Source organism: Oleiphilus sp. HI0086 (genome assembly GCF_001635225.1).
Genome location: NZ_LWFZ01000989.1, coordinates 1 through 1,323, shown reverse-complemented (window position 1 = coordinate 1,323; position 1,323 = coordinate 1). Strand labels below are relative to the sequence as shown.

2 protein-coding genes are annotated in these 1,323 nt (G+C 37.5%); one reads left to right on the top strand and one right to left on the bottom strand.

Annotation, left to right across the window (positions count from 1 at the left end; all coding sequences use genetic code 11):
• Window positions 1-68 precede the first annotated feature (68 nt).
• Window positions 69-1,052, bottom strand: a complete 984-nt coding sequence (locus A3756_RS17925; protein WP_068554153.1) for a hypothetical protein — start codon at window positions 1,050-1,052, stop codon at window positions 69-71.
• 144 nt (window positions 1,053-1,196) lie between these two features.
• Between A3756_RS17925 and A3756_RS29295 the strand changes: the two genes are divergently transcribed.
• Window positions 1,197-1,323, top strand: a 127-nt coding sequence (locus A3756_RS29295) for a transposase (RefSeq protein ID WP_156490460.1), incomplete at its 3' end; no start/stop codon positions are given.

The window sequence follows — 1,323 nt, the reverse complement described above, 5'->3', positions numbered from 1 at the left end:
GTCGATGATGATGATCTTGTATACTGCGCTCAACTTTTTCGTCCCTGTTGCAATGTCGTGCAATTATATCAGCAACCATGATTTTTAACTGGGAGAAATTTTTCTTTTGATGGATAGTTCTCTAAACGAAGTGTTTCAATCGGCTTATGAATGATATGTTCAAAAGTTTCTTTAAGGTGATTGTAGTTTCTATCCAAAGGTTTTAGGCGACCTTTTTTATGAGGAGGGAGTTCCATGTATTTGTGTACCTCTTTAATGTAGCGCTCAATTGTAGAGTCGTCAGGTATTAGTTCTTTTGCTGCTTCGTATTTCATTTCATGTAAATTTCTTAAAATAGGAATTGCGTGGCCTGAACGAAGTATTGTTAATCCATTCTTCAGATCGTCCAACCAAATTTCTCTTATGAACTGCTTGGCTCGTTCGTAAAAAAGTTCATAGAACCAAGGGACTTTTTTACCTCCTTTAGAGGAGCGAATAAGATGATTTAGTTTTTCTCTTTGGTCGATTATTTGCTGTAATTTATGAGTACCTGATTCGCCGCGTTCTTCATAAAAGAAAATGACTTGTTCTTTGGCTAGGTGGTTGGATGCTTGTGAAAGCAAAAGATGCTTAGTAGAGAGCAAAGCGCTTTCTAATGTTCCGCTTTGCTGAACTAAGAAGAATTTACACTGTTCAAAAATGGAGTTAAGCGCGAGAAGGTTAAATCCTTGGCTAGTAGTGATTGTATCATGCTCTAAAGAGCACAAACCCTCATTCAATAGGTCTGCAGAAGTGTAGGAATCCATGTCACGATCTTTGATATTTCTTTTACCCATTTCCGTGAGGATTCTGATCTCAGCTTTGGAATGCAAAAGTAGGTCTATCCAATCTAAATCATCCAAAGCATCAAGATCATCCAAGTCGGCAAGGTTTGGAATTAAGGAGAAATTTTCAAGTTGAAAAATATCTGAGTTTTCTGACATTAGGCTTTGATGAATAGATTCGAAAACTTGGTCTAAATTTGGATTGAGCTCTGGATGATTTGCATGCTCATGGAAGAATATGAAGTTCACGGTGTCTCGAACCAATATTGCCTCATATATATTTGCTTTCTCTCCAGATCCGTTTTCTAACTCTTGTAGAGTCCCCCTGTGTCAGGATAGTTGTCGCCTCTGTTAATTTTTAATAATTGAATAGGAGGCGGTAAGAGAATATGAGTGAAGCATTATTCAAAAGAGTTTAAAGAAGCCATTGTTAAGAAGTGGCTTGAAAGTGGGTTATCATTAAGAACGTTTTCAGCCCAGGAAAACATAAACCTATCCACCTTGTATTCCTGGCGAGATA